Annotated in this window: 20 protein-coding genes and 3 pseudogenes; 15 read left to right on the top strand and 8 right to left on the bottom strand. The window is 70.2% G+C overall.

Annotated elements, in window-relative coordinates; all coding sequences use genetic code 11:
- The first annotated feature begins 230 nt into the window (after positions 1-230).
- From NMN56_RS20310 to NMN56_RS20290, 5 genes are all read left to right on the top strand, one after another.
- A complete protein-coding gene (locus NMN56_RS20310; RefSeq protein WP_274045958.1) occupies positions 231-1370 on the top strand; it encodes an SDR family oxidoreductase in 1140 nt (379 codons plus the stop codon).
- Positions 1371-1477: 107 nt separating this feature from the next.
- Entirely contained in the window at positions 1478-2122 is a 645-nt protein-coding gene (locus tag NMN56_RS20305; protein ID WP_274045854.1) for a DUF6230 family protein, read from the top strand.
- Entirely contained in the window at positions 2113-2466 is a 354-nt protein-coding gene (locus NMN56_RS20300) for a DUF6114 domain-containing protein (protein WP_274045855.1), read from the top strand. The genes NMN56_RS20305 and NMN56_RS20300 overlap by 10 nt, the downstream gene beginning before the upstream one ends.
- Positions 2459-3118: a hypothetical protein gene (locus NMN56_RS20295; protein WP_274045856.1), complete on the top strand. Its 660-nt coding sequence runs from the start codon at positions 2459-2461 to the stop codon at positions 3116-3118. Before NMN56_RS20300 ends, NMN56_RS20295 begins: the two co-directional genes overlap by 8 nt.
- A gap of 178 nt (positions 3119-3296) precedes the next feature.
- Positions 3297-3839, top strand: a complete 543-nt coding sequence (locus tag NMN56_RS20290) for a class I SAM-dependent DNA methyltransferase (RefSeq protein ID WP_274045857.1) — start codon at positions 3297-3299, stop codon at positions 3837-3839.
- A 192-nt stretch (positions 3840-4031) separates the two neighbouring features.
- On the opposite strand, the gene NMN56_RS20285 is transcribed toward NMN56_RS20290, so the two are convergent.
- Positions 4032-4607, bottom strand: coding sequence for a CGNR zinc finger domain-containing protein (locus NMN56_RS20285; protein WP_274045858.1), 576 nt, complete (start codon positions 4605-4607; stop codon positions 4032-4034).
- Positions 4608-4689: 82 nt separating this feature from the next.
- Between NMN56_RS20285 and NMN56_RS20280 the strand changes: the two are divergent.
- Positions 4690-5861 (top strand): annotated as a pseudogene (locus NMN56_RS20280) (epoxide hydrolase family protein).
- A 93-nt stretch (positions 5862-5954) separates the two neighbouring features.
- Here NMN56_RS20280 and NMN56_RS20275 read toward each other — a convergent pair.
- A complete protein-coding gene (locus tag NMN56_RS20275) occupies positions 5955-6899 on the bottom strand; it encodes an amidohydrolase family protein (RefSeq protein ID WP_274045859.1) in 945 nt (314 codons plus the stop codon).
- Between the two features lie 58 nt (positions 6900-6957).
- On the opposite strand from NMN56_RS20275, the gene NMN56_RS20270 reads away from it, so the two are divergent.
- Positions 6958-7485 (top strand): MarR family winged helix-turn-helix transcriptional regulator, encoded by a 528-nt coding sequence (locus NMN56_RS20270; protein WP_274045860.1) that lies wholly within the window; start codon positions 6958-6960, stop codon positions 7483-7485.
- Positions 7486-7977: 492 nt separating this feature from the next.
- Here the strand turns inward: NMN56_RS20270 and NMN56_RS20265 are convergent, their stop codons facing one another.
- The 3 genes and pseudogenes from NMN56_RS20265 to NMN56_RS20255 all read right to left on the bottom strand — a co-directional run bounded on the left by NMN56_RS20265 (position 7978) and on the right by NMN56_RS20255 (position 9971).
- The gene (locus NMN56_RS20265) at positions 7978-8586 is read right to left on the bottom strand and encodes a DUF6461 domain-containing protein (protein ID WP_274045861.1); all 609 of its coding nucleotides are present in this window, start codon (positions 8584-8586) and stop codon (positions 7978-7980) included.
- A 94-nt stretch (positions 8587-8680) separates the two neighbouring features.
- Positions 8681-9337 (bottom strand): annotated as a pseudogene (locus tag NMN56_RS20260) (transposase); the annotation flags it as partial.
- A gap of 139 nt (positions 9338-9476) precedes the next feature.
- Positions 9477-9971 carry a GNAT family N-acetyltransferase gene (locus NMN56_RS20255; protein ID WP_274045862.1) on the bottom strand — a complete coding sequence of 165 codons (495 nt, stop codon included), beginning with the start codon at positions 9969-9971 and terminating at the stop codon, positions 9477-9479.
- Positions 9972-10126: 155 nt separating this feature from the next.
- Here NMN56_RS20255 and NMN56_RS20250 point away from each other — a divergent pair, with 155 nt between their 5' ends.
- Positions 10127-10327 (top strand): hypothetical protein, encoded by a 201-nt coding sequence (locus tag NMN56_RS20250; RefSeq protein ID WP_274045863.1) that lies wholly within the window; start codon positions 10127-10129, stop codon positions 10325-10327.
- Between the two features lie 72 nt (positions 10328-10399).
- Here the strand turns inward: NMN56_RS20250 and NMN56_RS20245 are convergent, their stop codons facing one another.
- Entirely contained in the window at positions 10400-11893 is a 1494-nt protein-coding gene (locus tag NMN56_RS20245; protein WP_274045864.1) for an MFS transporter, read from the bottom strand.
- 588 nt (positions 11894-12481) lie between these two features.
- On the opposite strand from NMN56_RS20245, the gene NMN56_RS43280 reads away from it, so the two are divergent.
- Positions 12482-13207, top strand: a complete 726-nt coding sequence (locus NMN56_RS43280; RefSeq protein ID WP_430542648.1) for a DUF6192 family protein — start codon at positions 12482-12484, stop codon at positions 13205-13207.
- Between the two features lie 53 nt (positions 13208-13260).
- Here NMN56_RS43280 and NMN56_RS20240 read toward each other — a convergent pair whose 3' ends face one another.
- Entirely contained in the window at positions 13261-13824 is a 564-nt protein-coding gene (locus NMN56_RS20240) for a hypothetical protein (RefSeq protein ID WP_274045866.1), read from the bottom strand.
- 128 nt (positions 13825-13952) lie between these two features.
- Here NMN56_RS20240 and NMN56_RS20235 point away from each other — a divergent pair, with 128 nt between their 5' ends.
- Both NMN56_RS20235 and NMN56_RS43275 read left to right on the top strand, forming a co-directional pair.
- On the top strand, positions 13953-14678 hold the full coding sequence (locus NMN56_RS20235; protein ID WP_274045867.1) for a dienelactone hydrolase family protein: 726 nt from the start codon (positions 13953-13955) through the stop codon (positions 14676-14678).
- A gap of 217 nt (positions 14679-14895) precedes the next feature.
- Positions 14896-15025: pseudogene (locus tag NMN56_RS43275) on the top strand (IS630 family transposase); the annotation flags it as partial.
- 112 nt (positions 15026-15137) lie between these two features.
- Here the strand turns inward: NMN56_RS43275 and NMN56_RS20230 are convergent.
- On the bottom strand, positions 15138-16037 hold the full coding sequence (locus tag NMN56_RS20230) for a LysR family transcriptional regulator (RefSeq protein WP_274045868.1): 900 nt from the start codon (positions 16035-16037) through the stop codon (positions 15138-15140).
- 132 nt (positions 16038-16169) lie between these two features.
- Between NMN56_RS20230 and NMN56_RS20225 the strand changes: the two genes are divergently transcribed.
- The 4 genes from NMN56_RS20225 to NMN56_RS20210 all read left to right on the top strand — a co-directional run bounded on the left by NMN56_RS20225 (position 16170) and on the right by NMN56_RS20210 (position 21332).
- Positions 16170-17048 carry an NAD-dependent epimerase/dehydratase family protein gene (locus NMN56_RS20225; protein WP_274045869.1) on the top strand — a complete coding sequence of 293 codons (879 nt, stop codon included), beginning with the start codon at positions 16170-16172 and terminating at the stop codon, positions 17046-17048.
- Positions 17049-17119: 71 nt separating this feature from the next.
- Positions 17120-18157 carry a DMT family transporter gene (locus NMN56_RS20220; protein WP_274045870.1) on the top strand — a complete coding sequence of 346 codons (1038 nt, stop codon included), beginning with the start codon at positions 17120-17122 and terminating at the stop codon, positions 18155-18157.
- A 56-nt stretch (positions 18158-18213) separates the two neighbouring features.
- Entirely contained in the window at positions 18214-19629 is a 1416-nt protein-coding gene (locus NMN56_RS20215) for an amidohydrolase family protein (protein WP_274045871.1), read from the top strand.
- A 386-nt stretch (positions 19630-20015) separates the two neighbouring features.
- The gene (locus tag NMN56_RS20210) at positions 20016-21332 is read left to right on the top strand and encodes a diacylglycerol/lipid kinase family protein (RefSeq protein WP_274045872.1); all 1317 of its coding nucleotides are present in this window, start codon (positions 20016-20018) and stop codon (positions 21330-21332) included.
- Positions 21333-21365: the final 33 nt, after the last annotated feature.

Below are 21365 nucleotides of genomic sequence, written 5' to 3'. Positions count from 1 at the left end.
GCAACGCACCGTAGTTGTTCGCCGACCGGTGCACACGAAGGGTCACCAGGATTTGCCCGTGATTTCTGCGAACCACCTGAACGAGTGGTGCTGCCACGGGACATCACTCACCCCCGTGCGGGTGGTTGTGCGCGACCTGCCCCGTACCGCCCCCCGCGACCGGCCCTCTCCGCGTAGCGTCCGGACCTCCGTCCCCCCGCCCCTTCCCTCGCAAGGAGACCTCGTTGTCCGTGCTGCTCACCGGCGCGACCGGATTCCTCGGCTGCCGCCTCCTGCGCGAGTTGCTGGCCCGCGGCGAGGAAAGCGTCACCGTTCTGGGCCGTGGCATGGCTGAAGAACTGCGCGCCCGCGTCGAGGCCGCCGTGCGGTGGCTGGACACCCCGCCGCTGGCCCCCGAAGCGCTCGGCACCGTGCGTTACGTCAGCGGTGACTTGCTGCGACCGGGGCTGGACCTGGGCCCCGAGGAGCGGGCCCGGATCGCAGAGGGCCTCACCACGCTGTGGCACTGCGCGGCCCTGCCCCGGCTCGAAGGGGACCCGGCGCCGCTGCACCACGCCAACGTCATCGGCACCCGCCGCGTCCTGGACCTGGCCGACGAGGCCCCGGACGCCCGCCTGCTGCATGTGAGCACCGCCTACGTCGCCGGGCGACGCAGCACGGGCCACATCACGGAGGACGACCTGCGGGACACCGACGGCTTCCAGCTCCCCTACGAGGAGTCCAAGTACACCGCCGAACGTATGCTCCGCGTCTGGGCACAGGGCAACAGCCGCGATGTGACGGTGTTCAGGCCCAGCCTGCTGGTCACCGACCGGCCTGTCCCTCAAGGGTTGCCCGGCCAGCCGACCGATCTCCTGCTGCGCCTCGTGGAACAGATCATGAGCAGCCGGGCCGCAGCGGGTTCATCGCCGCCCACGCCGCCGGGCGGTCGCCGCGGCGAAGAGGAAACGCGCGCCGCACCCTTTCTGTACCGCCTGCAGGGAGACCCGCAAGCCAGCCTCAACCTGCTTCAGGCCGACTACGCGGCCCACGCCATGGTGCTGGCCGCATGCAGGGCCCGGCCCTCGACGGGTGTGCGCACCCTGCACGTCACACACCCCCACAACGTGGAGTTCGCGACCGTCGCAGCCGCCGTCGAGGCGCGCTTCCCGGGCCTGAAGGTGAGCATGAAGCCGACGCTGCCCCAGCCGACGGCACTGGAAAAGCTCGCCGCGAACTTCGCCGCCAACCCGCTGGCCTACAGCACACATCGCCGCACCTACGACCGTTCCCACCTGCTGACCGCCGTAGGAGACCTCCCAGACCCCGAGCCCGTCGACCACGCCTATCTGACCCGGGCCTTCGGGCGTGCGCCGGCCACCGTGACGTGACGAGCCGCCGACCGGGTGGCCTGCGGTGACAAACGGCCGCCGACCGGCGTTGCACATGCGGGACACGAGGAACTCACGCGCCCAGCCCCGGGGAAGGGACACACAGCATGAGGCGAACCGCAGCATCACGCGCCCGGCCGCGGCACCGCAGAAAGACGCGCCGGCCAGTCGGCAGCCGTACCGACTGGCGGCGCTTCGCGCTCGTCTTCCCCCTGACGGCTTTGCTGGCCGCGGGAACCATCGCCACGACAACGGCGGCCGAGATCCCCGTGTCCTTCGCCGTCGCGGGCTCCCCCTTCACCGTCACCGCACAACGGCTCAAGGCCACGGACGCGACCCAGTTCGCCTCCTTTCGCCGGGACGCCAAGGGTTCCGACCACCCGGTGGCCGTCGTCGGTCTCCGCAGCGCACGCATCAGCAACCTGTGCCAGTCCGCCGTGGCACACACCCCGCTGGGCACCGCCACGCTCGTCATCCGGTCCGGCGAGGACGAGCCGGTGCGCGCCAGCGGCATGGTCCTCGACCTCGTCGACCTCACCGGCGACATGACCTTCAGGTCCGTGGAGATGGGACGGGACGCCGCCACCTTGGACGCTTCCGGGCCTCAAGGCACCGCGGGGACGTACGGGCAGCAGGCACGTTCGCTGACCATCACGGACATGCGCCTGAAGGCGTGGTCGCTGACGGCCGGCATGTTCTCGCTGGCCGGCGCGAGCATGTCCGTGAAAGGAGGGGAGAAGCCATGCGCCTGACGGCGCGCCCGCGTCCTGTCGCCGCCTGCCTGTGCGTGGCTCTCGCCGGGCTGGAGCTCGGCGCTTTGCCCCTCGCACGCCCCAGCATGCTCGGCATCCAGGGGCTCAGCGCCGCCACCGCCCTGCTTCTGGCAGCCGCCCTCGTCGGCTGCGCCGTACACCTGTGGGCCCGACCGGCCAGGGCCCTCTGGGCCGGAACCGGCGCCATCCTGCTCGGCCTGCTGTCCTACCCCCTGGCCAACCTCGGCGGATTCCTCCTCGGCATACTGCTCGCCCTGACCGGCGGAGCGCTCGCGCTGGCATGGCGCACCACCGAGGACACACCCCCGACGGGCCGTGGATAAGCGGCGGACGGTGCGCCGCGCGGCGCTGTTGCTCGTCATCGGCTACGCGTTGGGTCACCTGCCCGGCTCACCCAGCGGCGCGCACGGCGCACCACCGTCCCCGCTCACGCAACCCGCCCCGCCCCACCACGGCCGGCCGCCGCACTCCTGCGAGGCCAAGGCCCTCCCTCGCTCCGCTCCGGCGAACAGCGCCGCGGAAACCGCAGCCCGTGCGGTACTGGCGTGCCTGAAGGACGCCGTCGACCAGCACGCCCCCTCCCGGCGCGGAGCCACGCTGCGCGCCGACGCGCTCACCGTCACCGGCCTGTACTGCGGGCCGAAGGGTGACGGCGGGTGCCGGGCCCGGCGGGTGACGCTGGACGGCGCACACGTCGGTTATCCCGGCCGATCGGGGGAGCCCGGTTCCTGCACGCACGCACGGCACATCACGCTCACCGGCGACGTCAGGCTCCGGGCCGACCTGATCAGTGGCCGCGCCTTCGGCCTGCTCCCGCTGTCCCTGTCCACGGCCACCGTGCCACCTGTCCCGTTCCCCTACCTTCATCTGACGGACGTCAGCGCCGCCGGCCTGTGGTCGCGCGCCCGCCACGCCACGACGCAGGGCGCCCGCATCACGCCCGGCGGAACGGGCCACGACGGCTGTCGCCACTGACCCGCTGACCGCCCCTGAAAGCGGCGGCCCAGCCGCACGCGACCGTCCGCGCGCAGGGCGGCACCGGATGAGCAGCATCGGGCGAGCGGCACCCGGATGTCGCTGCCCCCGGTCATGGCCGGTGAACAGGCGGGGGGCGAGCTGCGGCCGGTGCGGGTGGATGTGCCAGGGTGCCGGTATGGCATGGAATGGCGAGGAGTACCAGGCCCGGTTCGACCGCATCGCGACCGAGGGCGGGGACGTGCACGGCGAGGCCGAACTGGTGCGTTCCCTGGGGCCGTCCAGCGTCCTGGACGCGGGGTGCGGTACGGGCAGGGTGGCGATCGAGCTGGCGCGGCACGGGATCGACGTGGTGGGCGTGGACCTCGACGCGTCGATGCTGGCCACCGCCCGGCGCCTCGCGCCCGACATCCCCTGGCACTTGAGCGACCTGGCCGGTCTCGACCTCGGCACGTCCTTCGATGTGGTGGTGATGGCGGGCAACGTCCCGCTGTTCACCCCGCCAGGGACGGAACCTGCCCTGGTCGCCGGAGTAGCGGCGCATGTACGGCCGGAAGGCCGCCTGGTGGCGGGCTTCTCCGTGGACCGCGGGTACACAGCGGACGACTACGACGCGCACTGCGCGGCGGCGGGCCTCGTACGTGAGGCGCGGTACGCGACATGGTCCCGCGAGCCCTACACCGACGGCGCCTACGCGGTCTCGGTCCACCGCAAGCTCTGACCACCGCAAGTCCTGACTACCGCCTGATCCGGCAAGTCCTGACCACCGCTTGATCCGGCTCAAGGCGTTGCCCGGCTTTCGAGGACGCTGACCGAGGGCGGCGGACGTTCTCAGCGGTGCCGTTGGGGTGTGCGTCCAACGCTGCGGATGAGTCGCGGACGCGGGGCCCGCGCGGATGTACCGGGGTAACGGTCACTTCGCCGGTCGGGGGTTTTTGCGCTGGTTGGCATTGAAGCGCGCTTTCTTCTGGCGATTCCCGCACGTATTCATGTCACACCATTTGCGGGTGCGGCTTTGGCTGGTGTCGAAGAAGGCCGCTTGGCAGGTTGGTGAGACGCACAGGGCCAATTTCCCGTCCCGCTCCCCAGCGATGATGCTGATCGCGTCGGCGGCGATCACGCCGAGGGCGTCTTCCACGCGGGAAGCCGAGCTGAGGCGCCATCGCCGTTCACCTTCGGGCGTCAGGATCGCCGCGGCCCGGCCCTGGACGCTGCAGTCGTTGATGACTTGCACAGCGGGCGCAGGGAGAGCGACCTGGACCGCCGCCGCTGTCGCGGCGGCGTGGATCGACTCCCTCAGTTCCCGGGCGAGGTCGAGCTGGGCGCCGGTGCAGGAGTCCACCGCAAGGCCGTTCACCGCCAGCCAGTCGATGAGCCGGTGCGGCGTGGGAATGCGCTCCACGGCCTCGCCATGACGCTCCGACAGAGTCCCCGTGAAGCTGGTCGCCAGCACGCTGCCGAGGCGGAAGTCAGGGAAACCAGTACGCATGGAACCACCTTAGCCGGTTGCGGCGCGGCTCGGAGAACTGCTAGAACCGCCTTAGCCGGTTCCACGATGGCCAGGAGGTCTCATGCCCCGTCTCACCAGCGACGTGCAAGCATTTGAAGCCCACGCGACCGACGCCGACCTCGACGATCTGCGCGCGCGACTGGCCGCGGCGCGGCTGCCGGAGGCCGAGACGGTCTGTGGCGCCGAGCCCGGTCCTCGCCGATGGGAACAGGGGTTCCGCTCGCCGACCTCGTCGAGGTCGTGAACTACTGGCGCACCGGGTACAACTGGCGGACGTTCGAAGACCGGCTCAACCAGATCGGCCAGTTCCGCACGACCATTGATGATCTGGGAATCCACTTCCTGCACCGCCGATCCGCGCGCCCGGACGCCACCCCTCTGCTCTTGACGCACGGTTGGCCGGACAGCATCGCCCGGTTCGTCGATGTGGTGGACGAACTGGCGGACCCGAAAGAAGCAGACGCGCCGGCGTTCCACGTCGTGGTCCCGTCGTTGCCCGGCTTCGGCTACAGCGACAAGCCGGCCACCACCGGATGGGGAACCGAAAAGATCGCGGCTGCATGGGTGGAGCTGATGGAAAGGCTCGGCTACAGCACGTTCGCAGCCCACGGCGGCGATTGGGGAGGCAATATCACCACGCTGCTCGGCGGCAGATTCCCGGCGCACGTTCTCGGCATCCACACAACGTTCGCGGAGGGACCGCCCGGGTTGACAACGGACGGGCTGACGGCGGTCGAGCGCAAGTGGACCGAGGAAACCCGCGATTTCTGGCGCCACCGCGCGGCGTACGCGAAGCAGCAGGCGACCCGGCCGCAGACCATCGGCTACTCGCTCGTCGACTCACCGGTCGGGCTTCTTGCCTGGGTCCTTGACAAGTTCGCCGAGTGGTCGGATACCAACGACAGCCCGTTCGAGACGATTTCCAGAGACCGCGTTCTCGACGACGTCACCCTGTATTGGCTGACGCGGACCGGCGCATCGGCGGCCCGTATCTACTACGAAAGCCACAACTCGCTGGACCCCGAACTCCGGGTCGACGTCCCGTCGGCACTCACCATGTATCCGCGCGACGTCGAGAAGTGCCCGCGCCCCTGGGCGCAGGAGCGGTACCGACAGATCGTCCGATGGCGGACACCCGAAAGCGGGGGTCATTTCCCGTCGCTGGAGGTTCCCGGGTATTTCGTCAAAGACCTGCGAGAGGGCCTCGCGGCAGTGCTTGCCGCTCATCGGTGAGCGCGGCTCGGCGACCGGGAAACTCGATCACCGTCCGACCCGGCTCAAGGCGTTGCCCGACCCGTAGCGGTTTCGCGGTGCCTGTCCGTGGGGTCAGTGGGCGAGGCGGGGGAAGAGGGTCTCGGCGCTCTTGCGGTCGATGGCTTCTGCCTGGCCGGAGGTGAAGTCCGGGTAGGTGTCGAGGAAGTGGTCGTAGTAGCTGCCGGCCTCCTGCGGAGCGAAGGGCCAGTCGCTGCCGTAGAGGACGTGGCCTGGTGCGGCGAAGGCGAGCAGAGCGGGTAGGGCGCTGGGGCTGGCGGACAGGGCGGTGTCGAAGTAAAACCGCTTCAGGTCGCGCAGGATGTCCTCGGCCTTGCGCTCGCGGTCGACGACGGTGGAGGTCAGGCCGGTGAAGCGATACGCGGCGTAGGGGAGGAAGCCGCCGCCGTGAGAGAGGATCACCCGCACGTTCGGCCAGCGGTTCATAACGCCGTTCAGCACCAGGTTGAGGGCGCTGCGTGTGGTGTCGAAGACGTAGTCGGCGAGCGGCGCGGGGGTGCCAGGGAGCAGGTCCATCGGGGGCTGGGCAGGGTGGACGAAGACGTTTGCGCCCCGGCGGTCGAGTTCGGCCCACAGCGGCTCGAAGTCCGGGTCGCCGAGATAGCGGCCACGGGCGTTGGACATCAGTACGACGCCGTCGGCGTGCAGGTTGTCCAGCGCGTGGACGGCCTCCGCCACGGCGGCGTCGACGTCGGGCAGCGGGATGCTGGCGAAGTGGCCGAAGCGGTCCGGGGTGTCCTTGACGACCTCGGCGCCGTACTCGTTCACCGCACGCGCGAGATCCCGGGCCTGCGCGTCGTCGCCGAGGTGGACGCCTGGAGCGGTGACGGACAGGACGCCGGTGGCGATGCCCTGCTGGTCCATCATCGCGATCGCGCTCTTCGGGCTCCAGTCCGGGACGGCCCAGCCGCCGGAGTCGAGGCCCTGCGCGGCGAGGGTCTCGCCCCAGACCGGCGGAACGATGTGCTGGTGGACGTCGATGCGAGCGGGAAAGGACATTTACCTTGCTCTCTAACAGTTAGCTTGCTAATGATTTCTCTTCAGTAAGCTAACGGTCATGCGAGAAGCAGGCAAATCCGAGACCGGCAGCGCCCCTGGCCTGCCCGGGGAGCCCGGCGTCGAAGATCTGGCCCAGGCCGCCGACCGGCTCTTCTACGCGATGCGGCGCTCGCGGGCCGCCACCGTCGGCCAGTACGCCGCCGGCCTGTCCCTGGCTCAGCTGGCCCTGCTCACCCCCCTCGCCGAGGGCGCCGGCGATGAGGGCCTGCCCGTCGGCCGCCTGGCCGCTCACGCCGAGGTCAGCGTGCCCACCGCCACCCGCATGCTCAAGCAGCTGGAGGGCAAGAACGTGGTCACCCGGCGCCGCTCACCGCAGGACGAGCGCCAGGTCCTCATCCGCCTCACCCAGGAAGGCGCCGAACACCTCGCCGTCATGCAGGCCCAGCTGCGCGCACGCCAGTACGCGGCTCTGTCGCAGTTCACTCCGCAGGAGCGGCACGTACTCGCCGCACAGCTGCACCGCCTCGCCGGCGTCATCAGCGAGACCACTCCCAGGCCGGCCGGACCGGCGGCGGACGAGGGCTGAGCAACCAGCCGACGGATCTCACTGACCTCGGCTGTTTCGTTCCGGTCGTCAGAACGCCGGCCCGGGTGTGCCGTTGGCTGGCGCGCGGTGGGCGCGGATCGAGCCGTTATTTCCTGAATTAGTTACCGAGCACCGATGCGGGGCGCCCGTGAGGGGACCACCGTGACGTGAGGCGATCGACGCGATCGCCTGGAAGTCCCGGACCGGTCGCAGCGGGCGCACCCGCCCGAGAAGTACGGCAGCTGAGAGGTGCCTGCAACCGGCTGCGGGTGTGGGCTGTCGGCGGCATCTGGGAACGGGTGTTCACCGCCCTCATGGCCCAGGCCGGCGCCTACGAGGATCCGAACCGGGCGGAATCAGCACCCGTGACGAGAAGACCGCGACCATCTACCTGGCCGACTGCACATTGCGGGCATCTTCCTCCGGCCCGCTCGGTGATCCGAACGGAACGGCCCAACAACTCATCGGTCTTCTCCGCGCCCTACCTCGCCTTCACGAGGCTTGGCCCGGTGAGAGGGCGGGGCGGGAGAGGCCACCGGTCCAGGGGGCCTCGAAGTCGGCTGCGGTGAGGGTGATGCCGGTCAGGACGCGTACGGCGAGGATGAGGCAGCCTTCGGGCTCTTCGGTGGCGGCTTCGCCGGTGGGTTCACAGTCGGGGGAGGCGTCGAAGCCGGCCGCGGTGAGGGAGCGAACGACGGGGTGGGCGGCGTCCACGCTGCCGGAGGGGCCGTCGAAGTAGCCGCCGGACAGGTCGAGGCGGCCGAGTACGGCGCCGTCATGGGCGATGGTGGCCGTCTTCGTGTCGGGGTCGCGATAGGCGCTGATGGCGGTGCGGCCGTCAGTGGCGAGGGTGCGCAGGACATCGTCATCGAAGCCGATCCAGCTTTCGAATTCGATGGTGAGGGCCCAGCCGCCGGCCATGTCGCGGCCGAGGACGAAGGCGCCTTCACCCTGGTGCTCTTGGAGGAAGTGTGCGGCTTGGTCCACGCCCTCGGGGCAGGGGACGGGGTTGGCGACGCCCATGAGGCGGAGGGTTTCGGCGAGCGGGCGGGAGGCGAGTGCTACGCACCAGCCTTCGCCGAACATCTCGTCCAGGTCCACGGTGTCGGGCCTTCCTGCTCGGGTTCGTTGGTCATTGTGCCCAGACGGCGTGCGGCTGCTGTCCGCTGGTCAGGGCTCCGGTTCGGACTTGCCGGCGGAACTTCCGCGCGCCGGTGGTGGCTTCATGTGAGCAGGCGACGGGAGTACGTAGCCGGCCTGGCGCTCTTCCAGCGCAGAGCGCAGCTTGCGGAGCACGGCTTTGGGCTGCCGCCGTAGACCTCGACAGCCGCGACAACTCAGCCGGCGCGGTGCCCCGCATCGAGAAACCGGCCGGTCATGCGGGCGGCCGGCTCCGGCTGGGTCGCGAAGACGGGAGTGTGGTATGTGCAACTCCGGGCCCATCGCTGCGTGTTCACGCAGCCCCGCGTGGACGAGGGAGACAGCGACTTGCGCGTTTCCGATCCTGCCGGGGGTGCCGGTGCGCTGGCGCCGGCACTGGACGCCGACAGTGTTCGTGCCCTTCTTCACGTCCCCGGTCTCGTCGACCACCAGCGCTGCACCTTCGTCGCGTGGATGCTCCAGGACGTATTCGGGCACGTCATCGCGCAGGGCGTCGGCATCCCGTGGGGTCCGGGGCATCCCATCAGGCCCGGGCGAGCGGGTGCTGCATGCCACCCGGGGTGGCCTCTCCGGCCCACTCGGCGACGCTCCAACAGTCTTTGCGTGGCAGCTCCGACAGCATTCGCATCATCAGCTCCCGTGCCCGGCACCGGAGTTCATCCCGGGCGAACCGGCCGGCTACCCGGCTCATCAGGCCCTCGAACGCTTCCTGCGGCGAGCAGGGTCCACGCTGTGACCGGCGGCCATCGCAAGATCCGTCAGTCTTCCCACGCCGATGATCAGCGGTGGCCGCAGCCTTCCAGCAGCCGACCCACGAGCAAGGTCAAGTTCTACGGCTGGAGATCGCGCTGATACCAAGTGCCTGACTTGCCGCCGAGATCGGCCGGGACGGCAGAGCCAACCGGGACGAACCGGGCCCTGGTCAAGACTTTCTGGGACGCGGCGTTGTCGTGGGAGGTGGCCGCCCGCAGCGTGCGCAGGCCGTGCGTCGCGGGCGCCATCCGGCACAGCTTCCGGACGGTCGCGGTTGCCACGCCGCGGCCGGCGGCCCGCTCCGCGACCCGGTAGCCGAGTCTGGCAGTGCCATCCTCCAAGTCGTACAGGTTGAACCTGCCGAGCACCGAGCCGTCCTCCGCGACAAGCACGTAGAAGGCGCAGATGCCGGCCTCCTGCTCGGCCAGCGAGGCGTTGTACCGGTCGGTGAACTGGTCGAAGAAGTCGTCGCCGCGGTCGGAGACCGACGCAGCGAAGTAGGTGCGGTTCGCCAGCTCGAAGGCCAGGACCGCCGGTGCGTGGCCGGCATGCAGCCGCTCCAGCTCGGGCATTGCCCGACCCTACCGAGATCGTTCGCTGAGGCCACCTGAATTCCCGCAGGCGGCAGACAGCGCGCGCCGCCACCCTGACCGGCAGGGGCAGGGGGAGAGCGGCCGAGGGGTGGGTTGCTGGAAGACCTGGGAGCGGATTGAAAGGGCGCAGCCCGATGCACCCGGAGACCCACCCCGAGACCCACCTCGTCCTGCACCATGCCCGCGCCGCCGAACTCCGCGCCGAAGCCGACGCGTACCGTCTCGTCTCCGCGGACCGGCGCCGCCGGGGCCTTCGTACCCGCCTCGGCTGGACCCTCGTTGAGGTCGGCCTGCGGCTGGCGGCCGAGCCCAGGACCGCAGCCGCTGTTCCTTGACTTGACTACGTCATCGGGTGGGCGTCCAGCGTCCTGGTACGGCGCTGGACGCCCATTCCGCGTTCTGACGTGTCAGCGCTTGGGCAGTGCGAGGGCACAGGCGGCGAAGATGACTGCGAAGGCGGCCTGGACAACAAGACAGATCGCGAGTGCTGTCGTGTAAGCCTCAGCGACTGGGGCTGACGAGCTGGCCATCGCCGCGCCGAGAAGCCCGCCGGTCACGGCCACGCCGAGGCCCATCGCGGCCTGCTGAGTGGTTTGCAGCACCCCGGATGCCGCTCCTGCCGAAGCCGGCGGCACGTCGGTGATCATCGCGCCGACCAAAGGCCCGAACATGAGTGCCTGGCCGACGCCGACGCCGACCAGCAGAGCGCCGAGTGTCCACGAGCTCAGCTCGGCACCCTGCGAGAAGACGCATGCCGCGGTCACTGTCAGCAGTACTGCCTGGACAACTCCGCCGATCGTCAGCAGCCGGCGGAACCCGAAGCGGGGAGCCAGCCTTCCCGACCAGATCGACACGACGAGGAAGCACAGGGCGAAAGGCAGCAGCACCAGCGCCGCGCGCATCGGGGACCACCCGAGGCCGGTCTGTGTGGACAGCGCGTAGAGGAACGTGAACGCGCCGAACGCGGACTGGAGCATCAGCGCCATCACCAGGCCGAGCCGGTACGACCTCAACCGGAACAGGGGCGGCGGCACAAGGGGTACACGGTCGTCGCGGTGCAGCCGGAGCTGCCACCTCCAGAACGCGGCGAACAGTACCGGGGCCGCCACCAGCAGCGCCCAGCACCATGCGGGCCAGCCCAGTGCCCCTCCCTGGGACAGCGGGAGCAGCAGCGCGAGCAGTGCGGATCCGAGAAGTACCGTGCCGATCAGGTCGAGCGAACGGTGGCCCGGCGAGCTGGTGCTCGGCATCCAGCGCAGGGCGGCCATGAACGCCAGAACGCCCAGGAGAACGTTCACCGCGAAGACCATGCGCCAGGGGGCGCCAAGCAGGGGGACAGACAGCAGTACGCCGCCGAGGACCTGGCCGACGGCCGTGGCACCGCCCGCGGTCGCGCCGAACAGGGCAACTGCCCTGGCGCGTTCCCGTCCCTGGGTCGACGCCGTGATCGTCGCCAGCACCTGAGGGACCATCGCCGCCGCGGAGACACCCATGAGCGCGCGAGCAACCAGCAGCACGGTGATGTTCGGGGCGGCGGTCGCCAGCAGTGAGAACGCGGTGAAGCCCGCCATGCCGATGAGGAAGAGTCTGCGTCTCCCGTACAGATCTCCGAGCCGGCCACCGATGACCATCGGCACAGCGAAGCCCAGGGCGTATATGGACACCACCAGCGACTGTTCGGCTGCTGAGGCGCGCAGTGAGGCACCGATGTCGGGCACGGCGATGCCGGCCGCGGCGAAACTCACCACCGACAGCAGCAGGGCCGTCAGCGTGGTGAGGAGCCCGGCCGTGCCCAGCGTCGGGGGCGTGGTCGCCTGAGTGCTCGATGGGGGCGCCGGGGCGCCGGCGTTCTTGTCGTCGCTCTCAGAACGTAGGGACGGTGGGGTAGGTGTTGTGGTCATCAGTCCATGCTGGTGGTGGGCTCATCCTGTTACCAGGAGCCTGTTTATGCAGGTACTGACAGCACCTGGCTCACAGTTCGCGGGTGGAACAGGATGGAGACCGCATCCCCTGTGATCAGCCGTGAGCTCGGCGACTTCTTGCGTACCCGACGCGAACGGCTGACTCCGGAGCGGGTGGGTCTTCCTTCCACCGGGCGGCGCCCCAAGGCACCGGAGATTCAGCCCTTGGGGGTGAGTGCCGTGGCCAGACGATCGGCAACGTGCCGCGCGACCGGTTCGAGGAGCTGGTGACGGAGTGGGTGGGGCTGGTACACGCGGTGGCCCGGTGCCGGTTCGCGGTGGGCGACATGGCTCTGGAGAGTGAGCCGTTACGCGGTCACGGCGGGCACCAGCCCATCGAGGATATCGAGGACGAGGAAACGCTGAGCGTGGAAGCCTCGCTCAGGACTTTCACTGAGGAGATCGGGGCGTCCTTCCACACGGTCCAGACGGTCCGCACGTATCGCTGGGTAACGGGGCGATGGCCTGACGAACAGCGGCAGGAGGGCGTGTTGTTCGGGGTGCACCGGATACTGACGTCCGCGCCGGATGCGTTCGAGCAGAGCCAGGGCCCCGCCGGTGAACGAGCGCACGGGTCGGTGCCAGTGGAGCGGGAATGCGGTCAAGCGGGCCGCGGGCTTGGTCGACGGCCCGCCGGTCACGGTGCGGGAGAAAGTGGACAGCATCCGCGACCTCGCGGCCGACGAAACCGTGAGGGCCCTGACGGCTTGTGACCTGCTGCAGCGCCCGGAGGTGGCCTTCGGGCCATGGGGGACCGGCAGGTCAGGGAGCGGTCAATCAGGCCCAGTTCGACCGAACGGACCGAGCTCGTCGAGGAGGGCGAGGATTGAATCCGCGTCAGCGAGAGTCAGTTCCTCGACGAGTGGTGCTCCCTATGGTCGAGGTCGCACTCTGGCGTCGGTCCGAATTCGTCTCCGTAGAGACACCGGACCTGTTCCGTCAAGGTGCGGTACGTGTCATGGAGCCTTTGACGTCTTGATCCGCCGGAACGAACGTTGGGGTTTGTCCCGGCGATCATATGAGGGTGCCTTGGTGGTACTTGACCGCACATCGCGGGAGGGGTGGGTGAGCAGGTGGACAGAGATCGGCGGTATGAAGCGGTCATGGCGCTGCGAGAGCTCGGGCGAAGTCACGACTACCGTGACCGGGCGGATGCCGGTCACGGGCTGGCAGGCTTCGCCGAGAGGCAGGAGGCCGTCGGGCCACTGCTGGACCTCGTACTCGACCCCGGTGACACCTTCGTCACCCGGGTGACTGCGGAAGCCGTGCTCCGGCGAAAGGACAAAATCGGGTTGGCGGTCGTTGCCTCAGCGCTGGCAGTCGCTGACTCGAACCACAGCGATTGGATCCACACCGCAATCCTCGATGTGTTCAGCGTCTTCTCCAAGGACCGGGACGACGCGATGCAGCTGTGCGAGCAGCTGTTGCGGGACCCTGACGACCGCGCGGCTCTGGGGGCTCGTCAGCTGCACGAAATCCTGGCCGGGATCGACCCTGTTCTTCGCCCCGTGTAGCGCGGGGTCGACACTGTCGCGAGCACAGGTGCTCGAATCTCCCTCTGGAAATCCTGCCGGGTCCAGCCACGTCCATGAGCTGGACTGGCATTTCGCCAGCTGTTCGATCGGGAACGCGTCGGCGCTCAGCATTCTGGCGATGAGCCGCCGGCCGGGAAGGACACCCTTCTCGCAGCGCGTAAGCAGTTCCTCAGCCCGGGCGCCGGCGGAGACCCAGAAGCCGAGCAGGGCCCGGTCGCGGTGATACTTCAGCCCGGCGAACAGCGCGTTGAACAGCTCGTCCGGAATCCGCCGCGGGATGCGCTTGCGGTCCTTCGGCCGGTAGCGGTCCTGCCGCTCGGGGCGGAAGGAGTCCATTCGGGGCGGAATGGGTCCATCGGGTTGTGACGCTTGTGCGCCATCGCCGTATTTGGGATACCCGGGTTGTTCTGCCGGCGGCGGAACACCGGCCGGACCGGGCTCGACGATCACTACAGTCCAGACCCATGACAACGATTACGACGCGTACGGTCGAGTACCCGGCCGACGGGTTGACGATGATCGGGCACCTCGCGCTCCCGGCCGGTGTCGACCACCGGCCCGCGGTGCTGCTCGGACCAGAGGGCACGGGGCTCAGCGACGTCGAGCGCCGCAGGGCCGATGCCCTCGCCGAGCTGGGATACGTAGCGCTGGCCTTCGACCTTCACGGTGGGCGCTATCTGGCCGACCCCGAGGAGATGCTGGCCCGTTGCATGCCGCTGCTCGACGACCCCGACCGGATGCGAGCCATCGGCCACGCGGCGCTCGACGTGTTACGCACCGAACCGCGGACCGATCCTGACCGTATAGCCGCCGTCGGCTACGGCACTGGGGGCGCCATCGCGCTGGAACTCGGGCGCGACGGCGTCAACCTGCGCGCGATCGGGACAGTCAACGCAACTACCACGGGCCGACCGGGCGAGGCGGTGCACATTCGCTGCCCGGTGTGGGCCGGGGTCGGGTCGGAAGACCCGATCATGTCGCCCGCGCAACGGAGCGCGTTCACCGCTGAGATGCAGGCCGCGGGCGTCGACTGGCGCCTCGCGGTCTACGGCGGCGCCTTGCACGCCTTCCACCATCCGCCGGTCGACCACCCCATGGTCCCCGGCGTCGGCTACCACCCACAGCACGCGCAGCGAGCCTGGCGCGACGTCGTCGACCTGCTCGATGAGTGCATTCCCGTAACGGAGTGATCTGGTCAGCAACCGCGATCCCGGGCCGCGGGCCAGGCCGGTAGACCGCCACCAGCTCCGGTCTGTGGGACATCACCGCAGCTCAGAGAAATTGTGACGAGGCGCCTTGCGAGAGTGCTCCCACTCGGCGGCGGGAACCGGCTCCGCCTGATGACAGGGCCCATCCGGCTTCGGGGGCATCCGGGTCGGTGTTCTCCCTGCGCATCATCCCGGGCTACCGGATCTGAACCCGAGCGAGGGTGTTTGGCCGCTGGCCGCTGGCCGAGCGTGACAGCGAAAACCTCGCCGCCGCAGACCTCAGCGAGATCACCCGCGCGGTCAGACACCGGCTCAGGCAGCTCCAGTACGCCGAAGTAGCGCCGGCACCAACAGGGTTGCCGGACGTGACGGGGTGCTTTCAGCGGAGCCTCGGTCGGGAGTGCGCCTCCCGTCCGTGCGAGCCCGGGGGTGTTCGTCGCTTCAGAACACGCGGTCGCGGTGGATGTGGTGCGGGATGAGGTCGAGGAAGGCGTGCAGTGCGCGGGTCGGCGGGCGGGTTGCCGAGGCGACCACGCTGAGCGTCCAGGAGAGACGGGCGTCCACGAGAGGGACGACCCGCACCGCGTCCCCGGCCGGCTCCGCGAAGTCCGGGGGGAGCAGCGCCACGCCCAGGCCGTGTGCCACGTAGTCCGCGATCGTCGTGATGTCGGAGACCTCGATCAGCACACGGCGGGACAGCTCCGCCCTGGTGAACGCGTCGTCCACGAGCTGGCGTTGGCCGAAGCCCGCGGGCATGTCGACGAAGGACTCGTCGGCGATGTCCCGCACTCGCACGCTCTTCCGGCCGGACAGGCGGTGGTCGGCGGGGACCAGCAGTTGGATGTCGTACTTCTTGATGGCCATCGTCCTGAGCTGGTCGTCCTTGAGGTTGGCGCCCACGAAGGCCACGTCGATGTGCGACTCCTTGATCTTCTCGATCAGCCCGGAGGTACCGCGCTGCGAGGTCTCGGTGCGCAGCCGGACCTCGGGGTGGCGCCGGTGGAAGTCGCCCGCCAGGGCGGGCACGTCGATCACGGTCAGCCCGCTGAGTACGCCCACGGTGAGGCTGCCGCGCAAGCCCTTGGCGAGCGGCTCCACGGCGGCCCGGGCCCGGTCGAGGGACTCGATCGCGGTGCGCGCTTCGGGCAGGAACGCCGAACCGGCCTCCGTCAGCCGTACCGACCGCGTGGAGCGGAGCAGCAGTTCGGCTCTCAGCTCCTGCTCCAGGGCCTTGATACCGGCCGAGAGCGTGGACTGCGTGACGTGCAGCCGCTCGGCCGCCCGCGTGAAGTTCAGCTCCTCGGCGACCGTGAGGAAGTACTCCAGCCGTCTCTGGTCCACACCCACTCCTGATTAATCGGTGCTGGCGATCGCGTATTCGGGAACATTCGTTGGACACGATAGCCGGGGGAAACGACCGTTGTCTTGCGGGCCGACGCCCCGCCCACGGAACGTCAACGAAAGAGATCCATCATGCGCGTACTGCTCACCGGCGGCACCGGCTACATCGGGGCCGCGGTGCTCGACCGGCTCATCTCCGGGGGACATGAGGTGGCCGCCGTGGTCCGCTCCGCCGAAAAGGCCGAGCCGGTGCGGGCCAAGGGCGCGGAGCCGGTGATCGCCGACCTGTCCGACGGCCACACCCTGGAGGAACTCGCGGCCGTGCGGGACGGCGTGATCCATGTGGCCTCGCCGGGTGACGAGACCAGCGCGGCCGTCGACGAGACCGCCGTCGCGAGCTTCCTGCGCGCGCTGCGGAACACGGACCGGCCGTTCGTGCACACCACCGGCATCTGGGTGCACGGCAGCGGTTCGGCGATCACCGAGTCGACCGCCATGAACGCCCCGCGGCTGGCCGCCTGGCGGGTGCCGCTCGCCCAGCGCGTACGCGAGGCGCGGGGCGTCCGCACCTCGGTGGTCGCCCCGGCGGTGGTCCACGGCCATGGCGGCGGCCTGCTCAACCTCGTCGCCGCCGGTCCGCGAGGTGCCGGAAAGACTCCGGCGCTCACCATGGTCGGCCCCGGTGACCAGCACTGGAGCACCGTACACGTGGACGACCTGGCCGAGCTGTACGTACTCGCGCTGGAGAAGGCACCGGCCGGTTCCTACTTCCTCGGCACCGGCGGCGTGAACCCCACCGTGCGGGAGATCAGCGAAGCGGTGAGCCGCACCGTCGGCCTGGCCGGACGGGTCGAGTCCGAGCCGGTCGTGCAGACGCTGGACCGGCTGGGCCTGCTCGGCGAGGCCCTGCTGCTCGACCAGCAGGCCGCGGGCGACACCGCCCGACGGGTGCTCGGCTGGTCGCCGAAGGGTCCTTCGATCCTCGACGACATCGCGAACACGGACTTCTGACCGGGACCGCGCCCCGCCGGGACGACCGGCCCGCTCCGGGCGCACCCCTTTTGCCGCTTGAAGGAATCGACATGAGCACTCCCACCGCACCGCCCGAACCGGGCCGCCGTACCGCCGGGCCCGGTCCTCAGCCGCCGGGGCACTCCCGCCCGGCCGTTCAGCGCGGCGGCTACCTGGCCGTCGCGGCGGCCATCGCCGCCGGCATGGTGGTACCGGTACAGGCCCGTCTGAACGGCGAGCTCAGTCATCGCCTCGACGATGGCATCGCCGCTGCGGCCATCAGTTTCACCGGCGGGCTCGTGCTGCTGTCCGTCCTCGCGCTCTTCTCCCGAGGACTGCGCGGTGCGCTGGGCCGCCTGGTCGGGGCAGCCCGCGAAGGCCGGTTTCCCCGCCGCTATCTGCTGGCCGGTGTACTCGGTGGCACGTTCGCCCTGGCTCAGTCGACCGCCGCGCTGGTCACCGGTATCGCCGTGTTCACCGTGTCGGCCATCGCAGGCCAGACCCTCGCCGGGCTGATCGTGGACGCCCGGGGCATCGGCGGCGGTCTGCGGCAACGCCCGGTCGCGGCGCGGCTCACGGGAGCGGCCGTCATCCTGGTAGCCGCGGTCGTCTCCGCCCTGCCCCGCTTCACCGACACCCCGGCACCCGTCGAGATCGTCCTGCCGGCCCTCGCCGCGATAGCCGCCGGCTTCCTGCTCGGCGTGCAGCAGGCCCTGAACGGGGCGTCGGCCGCCGCGTCGGGCTCGCCCCTCGCGGCGACCTGGCTCAACTTCTGTGTCGGAGCGGTGTTTCTCGTCGCCGCCTGGGGCGTGAAGACCCTCTTCCAGGGGACGTCGGGGCACCCGCTGCCCACCAGTTGGTGGGTCTACCTCGGTGGCCTGTGCGGCGTGGTGTTCATCGGCGCCTCGGCGCTCCTCGTACGCCGCATCGGTGTCCTGCTGCTCAGCATGGCCTCGATCGCGGGACAACTGGCCAGTTCGATCGCCCTGGACTTCCTGGCCCCCTCCGGCGGCCAGTCTCCCTCCGTCCTCACCATCGCCGGCGCGTTGCTCACCTTCGCCGCCGTCTGGATCGCCTCCCGGCGACCGCGTGGCACGACCGGGCAGTGATCACCCCTTCGCCCACGGACAGAACAGTGCCGTACATGGCACGAAAGGAACGAAAGATGTCTCACGGCCAGACCGACCAGCCCAACCAGATCGACCAGACCGACCAGCCCAATGAGGCCCGGAACAAGGACCGCATTCTGATCAAGGGTGCGTATCTGATGACGCAGGACGAGGAGCTCGGCACCCTGGTGGGTGACGTGCTCGTCGCCGACGGCAGGATCACCGAAGTCGGCCGGGACCTGTCCGACGACCGGGCCCGGATCATCGACGGCACAGGCAACGCCGTGCTGCCCGGCTTCATCGACACCCACCGCCACAACTGGCAGGGCGCGCTGCGCAACCTGGGCCCCGCCTGGACCTACCAGGAATACCGCAACCAGGTGCAGATCGGCCTCGGCCAGCACTTCGACCCCCGCGACGTGCACACCGGCAACCTGGCGGCGGACCTGATGTCCCTCGACTCGGGGGTGACGACGGTGCGGGACGAGTCCCACATCAGCAACAGTCCCGAGCACTCGGACGCGGCGATCGCGGCGCACTGGGAGTCGGGCATCCGGGCCGTCTTCGACCACGGGTGGCCGTCCACGGAGGCCGAACAGTGGCAGTTCGGCAGTGACCGTACGCACCCCGAAGACATCCGGCGCATCCGCAACGAGGTCCTGTCCGACGACTCGGCACGGGTCACGCTGAACGCGATGCTCCGCGGCCCCGAGCTGTCCACCGCCGATGTGGCCGAGCGGGACATCCGGCTCGCCAGGGAACTGGACCTGCGCATCAGCATGCACGTGGGGCTCGGCGAGTGGGGGGCGAAGCAGCAGGCCGTCCGGCAACTTGAGGAGTCGGGGCTGCTGGCCTCGGACATGACGTTCATCCACCTGTGCACGTCGACCGACGAGGAGCTCAGGATGCTGGCCGCGCGCGGCGCCACCGCGTCCGTGGCCGGCGCCCTGGAGGTCTTCATGCCGGGCCTCGGCCAGCCCGCCACCAACCGGCTGCTGGCCGCCGGTGTCCGCCCGAGCCTGAGCGTGGACACCGAGACGATCGTGAGCGGCGACATGTTCGGCGTCATGCGCGCGACGCTCGCCTATCAGCAGTTGATCCTCGCCGGCGCTGCCGGTCCGATGGACCGTGTCCCCGGCCTGCCCACGTTCGATGCCGCCGACCTGCTGTCCTTCGCGACCATCGAAGGCGCTCGCGCGGCGGGGATCGACGACCGCACCGGCAGCCTGACCCCCGGCAAGGCGGCCGACCTCGTCATGATCCGCCTCGACCACGCCAACATGCTGCCCGCCACGGACGCCGCCGCCACGATCGTCGCCGGCGGGCACGCCGGCAACGTCGACCTGGTCATGGTGGCCGGTGACGTCCTCAAGGAGAACGGCGTACTGAAGGGCGGCGACGCCGTCTTCGACGAGGCGGCGGCCTCCCGCGACCGACTGTTCCACGCCGCGGGCATGCCGCTCCCCGCCTGAACCGGGCGGCCACGGACGGGAGGACGGTGCCGCCCGTCCGGCGGATGCGCGTGACCGTGGCACGCCGGTGCCGGGCCTGCTTCGCCCGCAGCCCCTCGGGTTTTGGGTGAACGGGCGCGGCACGATGAGCCGTTGGCCTGCGGCGTCTCAGTCCTGGGGTGCTGCCGACCCCGTTCGGGGAAGGGCGGCGGAGGCCCTCGCGCGTCAGCGGATGCCAGAGGGGGCGGGCGTCGCTCTCGCGAAGTTGCGGGACATGTCCGCGCTACCGAGGACCTTCGCCTCCGCACCGCGCGGCTGACAGCCGGCCGGGAGCGTCTCCCGCTCGGCGCGGCCCGGAGCGCCGGAGCGTACCGGGTGGGAGAGGCTGGGACCCGGAGGTGGTGGCGGTGGGCGCATCCGGAGGCAGGTGGGGAACGGCGCGGCTCCTGGCCCGCTGCGCTCTTCTGGCACTGGCTGCCGCACTCGGCGTCCTGCTCCTGGCGCTGGTGGAGGCCGGCCCGCTGATCTTCCTGAGCGGGCTCGGCGGCATTGTCGTCTCCGCCGTGGGGCTGTGGTGGCTGGGCGCCCGCCGTGGCCCGCTCCGGCTGCTCGGTGCGCTCCTTGCGGTCGGGGCACCACTCGGAGCGCTTCTCCACTGGATCCGGGAAGACGTGTGGGGCCACGAACTCCTGGCCCTCGCGCTGTACGGCGTGGCTCTGATCTGTGCGCGGGCCGCCCTGCGCGCCACCGGGGAGGCGTACGTGATGCGCGGCAGGACCGGGCCGGCGCCCCGGCGGCCCGTACTGATCATGAACCCGGAGTCGGGCGGTGGAAAGGTCGGCCGCTTCGGGCTGGTGGGGCAGGCGGAACAGATGGGCGCCCAGGTACACCTGCTCGACACACAGGGCGGCGGCCCTGACGTGGAGGCGCTGGCGCGCGGGGCCGTGGCCGAGGGCGCCGATCTGCTGGGGGTGGCGGGCGGCGACGGCACTCAGGCGCTGGTCGCGGCGGTGGCAGTCGAACACGATCTCCCGTTCCTGGTGATCTCGGCAGGAACGCGCAACCACTTCGCCATGGACCTCGGCCTCGACCGTACGGATCCGGCCCGTTGCCTCGACGCGCTGACCGACGGCGAAGAACTCCGCGTCGACCTGGGCTCGGTCAACGGGCGGCCCTTCGTCAACACCGTGTCGTTCGGGGTGTACGCGGACATCGTCCAGCGCCCCGAGTACCGCGACGCGAAGTCGGAAACCGCCTTCGGTCTCCTGCCCGACCTGCTCGGGGAGAAGGACCGACGCCTGCAAGTGACCGCCGGTGAGCGACAGCTCGCCGGGCAGCAGGCGGTCCTCGTCAGCAACAACGCCTACGCCACCCCAGATCTCACGGCCGCGAGTCTGCGGACCCGGCTCGACGGGGGCAAGCTCGGAATCATCGGCGTGCGGGTGGAGGACGCGGTCCAGGTGGCCGACGTGGCCCTGCGCGAAGAGCGCTCGCCGGCGCTCAACTTCCTGACGGCACGCCGAGCGGAAATCTCAGCCGAGGCCGAGAACATCCCTGTCGCGGTCGACGGTGAGGCACTCACGTTGCCCACCCCCGTCCTCTGCACCGTGCGCCGGCGAGCCCTGCGCGTCCTCGTCCCCCGCACCCGCCCCGGGACAAAGGCGCCGAGTTCTCCCCTGAACTGGCGATGGATGACCGCACTCGCCATGGGACGCACACGATGAGGCACCTACGCCGATCGACGGTCCGCCCGCGCG

This window comes from Streptomyces iconiensis (assembly GCF_028657195.3).
GTDB lineage: Bacteria > Actinomycetota > Actinomycetes > Streptomycetales > Streptomycetaceae > Streptomyces > Streptomyces iconiensis.
Note: the sequence above shows the minus strand (reverse complement) of the source record. Positions and strands in the feature narration are given on the sequence as shown.

Excerpts from the sequence above, each read along its gene's own strand:
- NMN56_RS20305 (WP_274045854.1), top strand. The coding sequence starts at position 1,478 with ATGAGGCGAACCGCAGCATCACGCGCCCGGCCGCGGCACCGCAGAAAG.
- NMN56_RS20300 (WP_274045855.1), top strand. The coding sequence starts at position 2,113 with ATGCGCCTGACGGCGCGCCCGCGTCCTGTCGCCGCCTGCCTGTGCGTG.
- NMN56_RS20290 (WP_274045857.1), top strand. The coding sequence starts at position 3,297 with ATGGCATGGAATGGCGAGGAGTACCAGGCCCGGTTCGACCGCATCGCG.
- NMN56_RS20285 (WP_274045858.1), bottom strand. The coding sequence starts at position 4,607 with ATGCGTACTGGTTTCCCTGACTTCCGCCTCGGCAGCGTGCTGGCGACC.
- NMN56_RS20275 (WP_274045859.1), bottom strand. The coding sequence starts at position 6,899 with ATGTCCTTTCCCGCTCGCATCGACGTCCACCAGCACATCGTTCCGCCG.
- NMN56_RS20270 (WP_274045860.1), top strand. The coding sequence starts at position 6,958 with ATGCGAGAAGCAGGCAAATCCGAGACCGGCAGCGCCCCTGGCCTGCCC.
- NMN56_RS20255 (WP_274045862.1), bottom strand. The coding sequence starts at position 9,971 with ATGCCCGAGCTGGAGCGGCTGCATGCCGGCCACGCACCGGCGGTCCTG.
- NMN56_RS20250 (WP_274045863.1), top strand. The coding sequence starts at position 10,127 with ATGCACCCGGAGACCCACCCCGAGACCCACCTCGTCCTGCACCATGCC.
- NMN56_RS20245 (WP_274045864.1), bottom strand. The coding sequence starts at position 11,893 with ATGACCACAACACCTACCCCACCGTCCCTACGTTCTGAGAGCGACGAC.
- NMN56_RS43280 (WP_430542648.1), top strand. The coding sequence starts at position 12,482 with ATGCGTTCGAGCAGAGCCAGGGCCCCGCCGGTGAACGAGCGCACGGGT.
- NMN56_RS20240 (WP_274045866.1), bottom strand. The coding sequence starts at position 13,824 with ATGGACTCCTTCCGCCCCGAGCGGCAGGACCGCTACCGGCCGAAGGAC.
- NMN56_RS20235 (WP_274045867.1), top strand. The coding sequence starts at position 13,953 with ATGACAACGATTACGACGCGTACGGTCGAGTACCCGGCCGACGGGTTG.
- NMN56_RS20225 (WP_274045869.1), top strand. The coding sequence starts at position 16,170 with ATGCGCGTACTGCTCACCGGCGGCACCGGCTACATCGGGGCCGCGGTG.
- NMN56_RS20220 (WP_274045870.1), top strand. The coding sequence starts at position 17,120 with ATGAGCACTCCCACCGCACCGCCCGAACCGGGCCGCCGTACCGCCGGG.
- NMN56_RS20215 (WP_274045871.1), top strand. The coding sequence starts at position 18,214 with ATGTCTCACGGCCAGACCGACCAGCCCAACCAGATCGACCAGACCGAC.